Raw genomic sequence first — 9,018 nt, 5'->3', positions numbered from 1 at the left:
ATTTAGCGCCGGGGGGGAGGAGGGGAAATACAAGAATTACGACAATCCGCTATCCCTCTAGCTCGCCTGCGTCAAGTCGGAATAGGTGGGCGGAGCTGTAGGAAAAACTGTCTTTTCGTAGTTCTTGTATCGCAAGAGTGGTATTCATGTGGATAGCTTGATTCGGTAATGGGTGCCAGGCGGATGGGTTAAGGATCACCGTCAAGCGCACCCTCACTAGACGATATGCCAGGGCCGTCTGATGGCCCTGGCAGGTCGGCGCCGATATCGAGGTGGCCATGATGCCAAGCGTGTTTGCTGACGACGCCCCCAGGCAGCAAACGGTGCCATGGCGCAGCCCTCCTGTTCACTGGAAGCACCTGAGCGTGCTGATCGTCGAGGACCATCAGGCCTATCGCGCCTTGATGGGCTGGTTCCTGCAAAAATTCGAAGTCGATCACGAACTGGTGTGCAACGGGCAGGCCGCGTTGACCGCCATCGCCCTGCGGCATTTCGACCTGGTGATCAGCGATTGCCGCATGCCGGTGCTGGATGGCTATAGCATGGCTCGTGAGATCAGGCGGCGAGAGGCCGTACACAGCCGCCCGCGTGTGCCGATCATTGCCTTGACCGCCAAACTCTCTGCGGACGATGCGCGCCGCTGCCTTGAGGCCGGCATGGATGCCTGGCTGCTCAAACCGCTGACCCTGGAACAATTGCGCGGGGTGCTGGAGCAGTGGCTGCCACAGCCGCCGGGCGCCAGTACGAACCCGCCTGCCACAGCCTGCGCCGCGGCGCACTGGCCGACTCGTGCCGAACTGATCAGGACATTTGGTGATGAACAGGTGGTGAACCAGATGTTGCGCACCCTGGTGCGCGAGGCCGAGGCTGATTACGCAGGCCTGGTACAGGCTTGCCGCATCGTCGACCCGCATGCATTGGTCGACTGCCTGCATCGCCTGGCGGGAAGCCTGGCGTTTTTTGGCGAGACGGAGCTGGATCGCTGTGCGGGGGAGTTGATCGAACAGGTGCGCAAGCACGGGATCCGGTGCAACAGGCGGGCATTGCAGCGGTTCGACCAGGACCTGCTGGTGTATCTGCGCTATTTGACAGATTTATGACATTTTCAGCGATTCTGTAGGGGGTATTACCTCTGTCTGTGGGCTTAGTTTGTAGGTGGTTTCCTTTTTTGTTGTAGGTAAAAAATCACCCGCTTAAGAACACGGGACGCCATTGAAAACCGCTCCCAGGTGGGCGGTTGTTGCCCGGGACGGACAGGGTTATTTTGCGCAAATCAATTTGCCATCACTCATGGATTTCTATGCTTCGCGTAATTATTGCTGACGATCATCCCATTGTTCGGATCGGGCAGAAGGTGGTGATCGAGGCCAACGGCAAGTGCAAGGTGGTCGGTGAGGCCAACGGCCCGGATGAGCTGCTGCGGGTACTGGGCAGCACCCCTTGCGATGTGCTGGTGACGGACTTCGCCATGCCGGGCGGGCAGCAGGCTGACGGCTATGTGTTGTTGGGCTTGTTGCAACGCCAATACCCCGGGGTGCCGGTGATCCTGGTGACGATGTTCGCCAATATCGCCACCCTGCGTGCCTCGTTCGCCGAGGGCGCCCGAGGCATTGTCGCCAAGAGTGCGTCGGCCAAGGAGTTGCCCACGGCCATCAAGGAAGTCTGCGAGGGCAAGACCTTCGTCAGCGAGTCCCTGCGGACCCAGTTGGTGCAGGCCGGCACGGGCGATCAATCACAACCGCCGCAACTGTCGGGCAAGGAGCGCGAAGTGGTGCGCATGCTGGCCAGCGGCATGACCGTCAGCCAGATTGCCGCGCGGGTCAACCGCAGCATCTCCACCATCAGCAAACAGAAAAGTACCGCGATGAACCGGCTGTGTATCTCCACCGATGTGGATTTGTTCCACTATGCTCGCAGCAGCGGAATGGTGCCCTGAAGGGACGGGATGAGGTATTCCTGGCGTTGATGCCAGTAGTGTTCCCCGGCCTTGGGGGTTATCGTACCGGCCATCCCAACTTCTTTTGCGGAACCTGCCCATGAGCGACGCCCATAACGCCTTGATCACCGAGTTCTACAGTGCCTTCCAGCGCCTGGATGCCGAGGCCATGAGCGCCTGCTACAGCGACGACGTGGTGTTCAGCGACCCGGCATTCGGTGAACTGCGTGGCCGTGATGCCGGCGACATGTGGCGCATGCTGACCACCCGGGCCAAGGACTTTTCCCTGACCTTCGACAGTGTGCGCAGCGATGAAATCACCGGCAGCGCCCATTGGGTGGCGACCTACCTGTTCAGCGCCACGGGCAACACCGTGGTCAACGATATCCGGGCGCGCTTTGTGTTTCGTGACGGCAAGATCTGCGAGCACCACGACCACTTTGACCTGTGGCGCTGGTCGCGGCAGGCGTTGGGCACCAAAGGCCTGTTGCTGGGCTGGACGCCGCTGGTGAAAAACGCCGTGCGGGCCCAGGCGCTGAAAGGGTTGAAGGCGTTCCAGGCCAGTCGTTGATAAGATTGGCGTTCCTTTGGTTTGCCGAATTGATCCGTGACGACTCCTTCTGAAGCCAAACCGTGGTTTGTCTACCTGGTGCGCGCCGCCAATGGCTCGCTCTATTGCGGCATCAGCAATGACCCGGTGCGCCGCTTTGCCATGCACCAGAGTGGCAAGGGCGCACGGTTTTTCCTCTCAAGCCCCGCCGTGGCGCTGGTGTACACCGAGGCATGCATCAGCAAGGCCGAGGCGCTGCGCCAGGAACGGCTGATCAAGAAACTCAAGAAAAGCGCCAAGGAGTGCCTGGCGGCGATCGGCCCATCAGTTTGACTGATAGGTTCCCATGCGCGCCTTTGCCGGGTTTGCAGGCTAAGCTGGACGCTCACTCATTGAGCGGAGCCTGGCATGACTGAGTTGATCCTGCACCACTACCCGCAATCCCCATTTGCCGAAAAAGCCCGCCTGTTGCTGGGCTTCAAGGGCTTGTCCTGGCGTTCGGTGCACATCTCGCCGGTGATGCCCAAGCCTGACTTGACGGCCCTCACCGGTGGTTATCGCAAGACCCCGGTGTTGCAGGTGGGCGCCGATATCTACTGCGACACCGCACTGATCGCCCGCCGCCTGGAGCAGGAAAAGTCCGCGCCGGCGCTGTTTCCCCAAGGCCTGGAACTGGTCAGCCAAAGCTTCGCCGCCTGGGCTGATTCGACGGTGTTCTCCCATGCCGTGAGCCTGGTGTTCCAGCCGGAATCCCTGGCGGTCAAGTTCGCCAAAGTGCCGCCGGAAATGCTCCAGGTGCTGGTGGCCGACCGCAGCAAATTGTTCAGTGGCGGCACGGCCACCCGTGTGCAACTGGATCAGGCCAAGCATCAATGGCCGGTGATCATCGGTCGTATCAATCAGCAGTTGCAGCACCAGCAGGGCGACTTCCTGTTCGGCGAGCCGTCGATTGCCGACTTCGCCCTGGCGCACCCGTTGTGGTTCCTCATGGGATCGTCGGTCACCTCGCCGCTGGTGGAAACCTATCCTGCGGTGGCCGCCTGGCTCGCCCGGGTGTTGGGTTTCGGGCATGGCACGTCGAGCCAGATGAGTGCCGAGCAAGCCCTGGAAGTCGCGCGCAATGCCACGCCGGCCAACCTGCCAGAAGAAATCTTCGAAGACCCGAACGGCTTCAAGCCCGGCCAGCAAGTGACCATCAGCGCCACCGACTACGGCACCGATCCGGTGGCCGGGGAGTTGCTGTTTGCCGGCCGCGAAGAGCTGATTCTGCGGCGCACCGATGAGCGCGCCGGCACCGTGCATGTGCACGTTCCGCGCTTCGGATTTCGGATCCAACCGGCGTGACGGAAATTATTTTCAAATCGGTGTGAGGTAAACCTGTCGGCCATCCGTGTAGTGCTTGAAACTGCGATTAATTCGCATTAACAGCGTTTTTACACACGGGTTCTCAAGCATGAAGTCCAGGGCAACGTCGGCGGGTTCGGTTAAACATTGGCTGGGAGCCTCGGTATTGGCAGTTTCGGGGCTGGCGCTGTTGCCCCTGGGCGTGGCGCAGGCGGCCGAGGCGCAGCAGCAGAGCACGCTGTTCAACTTTGCCCTGGCCGCCAAGCCGCTGCCCCAGGCCTTGAGCGACTTCACCCGGGTGACCGGCATCAGCGTGGTCTACACCGACGAAGCGCCGTACGCCATCAAGGCCCCGGCCATCACCGGGCAGATGAGTGCGGCCCAGGCCATGCAACGCCTGCTGGGTAATTCCGGCTTCACCTTCCGCCAGATCGACGCCCGCACCCTGGCCCTGGAACCGCTGCCCACCGACGGCGCGCTGAACCTCGGCGCCACCACCATCAACGGTGCCGCCCTGGCCTCGGATACCACCAGCTATCAGCCGCCGCCCACCAGTTCGGTGATGCGTTCCCACGGCCTGCTGCTGGAAACCCCACAGACTGTCAACGTTGTACCGGCCCAGGTGATGCGCGATCAACAGCCGCGCAACCTCGACGATGCCCTGACCAACATCAGTGGCATCACCCAGGCCAACACCTTGGGCAGCACCCAGGACGCGGTGATGCTGCGGGGTTTTGGTGACAACCGAAACGGTTCGATCATGCAGGACGGCATGCCGCTGGTGCAGGGCCGCGCGCTGAATTCCACCGCCGAGCGCGTCGAAGTGCTCAAGGGCCCGTCGTCGTTGCTGTATGGCATTCAGGATCCGGGCGGCGTGGTCAATATCGTCAGCAAGAAACCCGAGCTGATCCAATCCACCTCGCTGACCGTGCGCGGCTCGACCTTTGGCGACGGCAAGAACGGCAGCGGCGGCAACCTCGACACCACAGGGCCCATCGGTGACAGCGGGTTGGCGTACCGCTTGATCGTCGATCACGGAGACGAAGATTACTGGCGCAACTACGGCACTCACCGCGAGAGCCTGATCGCACCGTCGCTGGCCTGGTACGGCGACAACACCAAGCTGTTGTTTGCCTATGAGCACCGGGAGTTTCTCTCGCCGTTCGACCGGGGCACCGCCATCGACCCCAAGACCAACCACCCGCTCAACATCCCGTCCACTCGCCGCCTGGACGAGCCCTTCAACAACATGGAAGGCCGCTCCGACCTGTACCGCTTCGAGGCCGACCACGATTTGAATGACGACTGGAAAGCCCACTTCGGCTACAGCTGGAACCGCGAGACCTACGACGCCAGCCAGGTGCGTGTGGTCAAGGTCAACGCCAATGGCACCCTGACCCGCAGCATGGACGGCACCCAGGGCGCACTGACCACCGACCGCTTCGCCACCGCCAGCCTTGAAGGCAAGGTCAACGTCGCAGGCATGCAGCACGACCTGACCTTCGGCCTGGATGACGAATACCGCAAGATCTACCGGGCCGACCTGATCCGCCAGGCGCCCCGTGGCACGTTCAACTACAACGACCCGGTCTATGGCAATGAAGTGGCGGGCACCACCGTCAGCGCGCCGGACAGCAACCAGATGGACCTGCTGCGCAGCGACTCGCTGTTCCTGCAGGATGCGATCCACCTCACTGACCAGTGGATCCTGGTGGGTGGCGCGCGTTATCAGATGTACGACCAATACGCCGGCAAGGGTGTCCCGTTCACTGCCAACACCGACGGCAATGGCCAGAAGTGGGTGCCACGCGCGGGCCTGGTGTACCGCTACACCGACGAGCTGTCGTTCTATGGCAGCTACACAGAGTCGTTCAAGCCCAACTCCACCATCGCACCGCTGGCGAACAAAAGTGTGCTGGATGGCAGCCTTGAGCCGGAGCAATCGAAGTCCTGGGAGTTGGGGACCAAGCTCGATATACCGGGGCGCATCACTGCCAGCGCCGCTCTGTTCAACATCGAGAAGCGCAATGTATTGGTCGAGGTGGGCGACGGCCCGACCGCGATCTACAGCGTAGCCGGCAAGGTCCGCTCCCGCGGCCTTGAACTGGACGCCAGCGGTCAACTGACGGATAAGTGGAGCGTAATCGGCAGCTACGCCTACACCGATGCTGTCGTCACCGAAGACCCGGACCTTAAGGGCAACCGCCTGCAAAACGTCGCGAAGAACACCGGCTCGCTGTCAGCGGTGTATGACTTCGGCAGCATCCTTGGCGGTGACCAACTGCGGGTGGGCGCCGGTGTACGTTATGTGGGGGAGCGAGCGGGTAATGCCGCCAACGATTTCGACCTGCCGAGCTACACCGTGGCCGATGCGTTCGCCACCTATGACACTAAAATCGAGGGGCAGAAGGTCAAGTTCCAGCTCAACGTGAAGAACCTGTTTGACCGCACCTATTACACCTCGGCCGTGAACACCCAGTTCGTGTCCATCGGCGATGCGCGGCAGGTGTCCGTCTCCAGCACCCTGGAGTTCTGATGAAACACTGGTTACTGGCAGCACTGTTGATCAGCGGCGCGGCATCGGCTGATGACTCGACCTACCATCGCGAACACCGGGTGACATTGCCCGGCTCCGGCCACAGTTGGGGCTTTGTCGGGCTGGACCCGACCCGGCCGTATCTGTTCCTGGCCCGCCGGGAAAACGGCCTGAGCGTGTTTGATGTGAAACAGCAGCGCCTGGTCGAGACGGTGGCGCAGTCCGAAGGCGCCAACGGCGTGGTGTTCGTGCCTGAGGTAGACCGCGTATTCGTGCTCAACACCGACGGCAGTCTGAGTGTGGTGGAGTTATCCACACTCACATTCCTGAAGCGCATCCCGGTGGCGCAAAGCAACCTCAACAGCGCGGTGTACGAGCCATCGACGGGCAAGGTGATTATTGTCAGTGGGCGTCGGGCGGATCGTTCGACGCTGTTTGAATTCGACCCGAAACAGGAACGAATCACCGGCGCCCATGAACTGGCGGTGAAGAAAATCGACCCGCTGCTGATCAAGGGCGACGGCAGCTTCTTCCTGCCGATGCGCGATGAAGGCAAGGTCACCCGCTATTCGGCGAGCACCTTTGCGTTGCTCGACACCTGGCAGTTTGCCGGTTGCCCCAAGCCCAGCGCATTGGCCCAGGACGTGGCGCGCCAGCGACTGTTTGTGGCGTGTCGCGGTGAAGTGCCGGTGTTGATCGTTGCCGACCGGAAAACCGGTGAAGTCAAGGCGAAGCTGCCGATCACCCGCGACGTCAACGCCCTGGCCTACGACGAGCAACACCGGCGCTTGCTGATCCCCAGTGGCGTCGATGCCAACCTGACGCTGGTGGATCAAACGGATGCCGACCACTACGCCGTACGCGCCAGCGTCAGCACCTTGCCGATGGCCTACAACATGGCGTTCGACCCGGCGAGCCAGCGGGTATTCCTGCCGGCCATGGACTTTACCCAGCCGGCGCCGAGCAAGGCCGAGCCCAAGCCGGACCCGCTGTTTCATGCCAATACGTTTTCCGTCACGACCTACGGGCCTTGATTGACCGGGAGGAATTCCACAAGCTGCGCACTCTCGAAATTCAAGGACTACCAGGTTTATGCGGTTGGGACGATGGACACACGCCGGCGGGCTGCTGCTGGGCTTGAGCTTGTTGCTGGGCGGTTGCGCCACGGCGCCGAAAACTTCCACCAGTGCCAGCCTCGACCAGTTGCTGGCCGACCCGGCACTGCACGGCGCCAGCGTATCGCTGATGGTGCGTGATGCCCGCAGCGGCAACACGCTCTACCAGCACAACCCACGCACACGGCTGAGCCCGGCTTCGAGCCTCAAGCTGTTGACCACTGCGGCGGCGATGGATGTGCTGGGGTCGCAGTATCGGTTTTCCACGCAACTGTTGAGCGACGGCATCCGCCAGGGCGCGGTGCTTGACGGCAACCTCTACCTGCGCGGCCTGGGCGACCCGACGATCCAGTGGGCGGATTACCAGGCGCTGGCGGCCAACCTGGCGCAGCAGGGCATCCGGCAGGTGCGGGGCGACCTGGTGTTCGACGACACGTTCTTCGACGCCGAGCGCCTGGGCACCGACTGGTCCCAGGACGATGAAAGCACCTACTACGGCGCGCAGATTTCGGCGCTGACGGTGTCGCCCAATGACGACTTTGATGCGGGCTCGCTGCTGGTCACGGCCAGGGCGCCGGTCGTGGCAGGGCGCCCGGTGACGGTGGAGATCAGCCCGGCTACCGATTACGTGCAGCTCAGCAACCGTGCGGTCAGCGGCGCAGGCAACAGCTATGGAATCAATCGCCAGCACGGCACCAACCTGTTGCGCCTCAGTGGCGCGTTGGCGCCGGGCAGGCAGAGCCCGCAACTGGTCAGTGTGTGGGAGCCGACGCAACTGGTGGCCAACCTGTTTGAACAGGCCTTGGCGCAGCAGGGGATTGTCGTGCAGGGGCGTCGGATGATCGGGGGTGTGACGCCGACCACGGCGACGGTGCTCGCGCTGCATGAGTCGGCGCCGTTGCAGGAACTGATCACGCCGTTGCTCAAGCTTTCCAATAACAACATGTCTGAAGCCTTGCTCAAGAGCATGGGGCGCAAGACCGTGAATGCCGGTACGGCGCCTGCCGGTGTGGCGGCGGTGGCCGGGTTCCTGAAACGTCAGGGGATTGATACGGCGACGTTGAACCAGGTGGACGGTTCGGGGTTGTCCCGGCGTAACCTGGTGTCGTCGCAGAACCTCACGGATGTGCTGCTGGCCGCCAGCAAACAGCCCTGGTTCAGCGCCTGGTACAACGCGTTGCCGGTTGCCGGTAATCCGCAGCGACTGGTGGGCGGCAGCCTGCGTTACCGCCTGCGGGGCACCGCTGCGGAAAACAACCTGCACGGCAAGACCGGCTCCATGAGCGGCGTGTCGTCGTTGACCGGGTATGTCACCGATGCCAATGGGCGCAAGCTGGTGTTTTCGATGGTGACCAACAATTACGTGGTCGCAGGCGCGCGGGTCAAGGCGCTGGAAAACCGCCTGGCCACGGCACTGGCCAACAGCACGGACTATTGAGCACCGAAGATCAAAGGTGGGAGCGGGCTTGCTCGCGAATGCGCTGGTTCAGTCAGTACATGTGTTGACTGTCACACCGCTTTCGCGAGCAAGCCCGCT

At 62.2% G+C, this 9,018-nt stretch carries 8 protein-coding genes; all 8 read left to right on the top strand.

The window, feature by feature from the left end:
- Positions 1 to 365: 365 nt before the first annotated feature.
- Entirely contained in the window at positions 366 to 1,100 is a 735-nt protein-coding gene (locus HX873_RS08515; RefSeq protein WP_008435633.1) for a response regulator, read from the top strand.
- A gap of 200 nt (positions 1,101 to 1,300) precedes the next feature.
- On the top strand, positions 1,301 to 1,936 hold the full coding sequence (locus tag HX873_RS08510; RefSeq protein WP_003216351.1) for a response regulator transcription factor: 636 nt from the start codon (positions 1,301 to 1,303) through the stop codon (positions 1,934 to 1,936).
- 100 nt (positions 1,937 to 2,036) lie between these two features.
- Positions 2,037 to 2,507 carry a nuclear transport factor 2 family protein gene (locus HX873_RS08505; protein WP_008435632.1) on the top strand — a complete coding sequence of 157 codons (471 nt, stop codon included), beginning with the start codon at positions 2,037 to 2,039 and terminating at the stop codon, positions 2,505 to 2,507.
- A 36-nt stretch (positions 2,508 to 2,543) separates the two neighbouring features.
- Complete coding sequence (locus HX873_RS08500; RefSeq protein ID WP_003216354.1) at positions 2,544 to 2,819, top strand: GIY-YIG nuclease family protein; 276 nt, start codon at positions 2,544 to 2,546, stop codon at positions 2,817 to 2,819.
- Between the two features lie 75 nt (positions 2,820 to 2,894).
- The gene (locus tag HX873_RS08495) at positions 2,895 to 3,830 is read left to right on the top strand and encodes a glutathione S-transferase family protein (protein ID WP_177044439.1); all 936 of its coding nucleotides are present in this window, start codon (positions 2,895 to 2,897) and stop codon (positions 3,828 to 3,830) included.
- A 109-nt stretch (positions 3,831 to 3,939) separates the two neighbouring features.
- Positions 3,940 to 6,366 (top strand): TonB-dependent receptor, encoded by a 2,427-nt coding sequence (locus tag HX873_RS08490; RefSeq protein WP_177122572.1) that lies wholly within the window; start codon positions 3,940 to 3,942, stop codon positions 6,364 to 6,366.
- Positions 6,366 to 7,400 carry a YncE family protein gene (locus HX873_RS08485; RefSeq protein ID WP_087692814.1) on the top strand — a complete coding sequence of 345 codons (1,035 nt, stop codon included), beginning with the start codon at positions 6,366 to 6,368 and terminating at the stop codon, positions 7,398 to 7,400. Before HX873_RS08490 ends, HX873_RS08485 begins: the two co-directional genes overlap by 1 nt.
- A gap of 58 nt (positions 7,401 to 7,458) precedes the next feature.
- The gene (gene dacB, locus HX873_RS08480; RefSeq protein ID WP_087692813.1) at positions 7,459 to 8,919 is read left to right on the top strand and encodes a D-alanyl-D-alanine carboxypeptidase/D-alanyl-D-alanine-endopeptidase; all 1,461 of its coding nucleotides are present in this window, start codon (positions 7,459 to 7,461) and stop codon (positions 8,917 to 8,919) included.
- Positions 8,920 to 9,018 lie beyond the last annotated feature (99 nt).

It is taken from the genome of Pseudomonas sp. P7758 (assembly GCF_013386485.1).
Lineage (GTDB): Bacteria > Pseudomonadota > Gammaproteobacteria > Pseudomonadales > Pseudomonadaceae > Aquipseudomonas.
The sequence above is the reverse complement of the archived record's forward strand: the minus strand, read 5'-3'. Positions and strand labels throughout refer to the sequence as shown.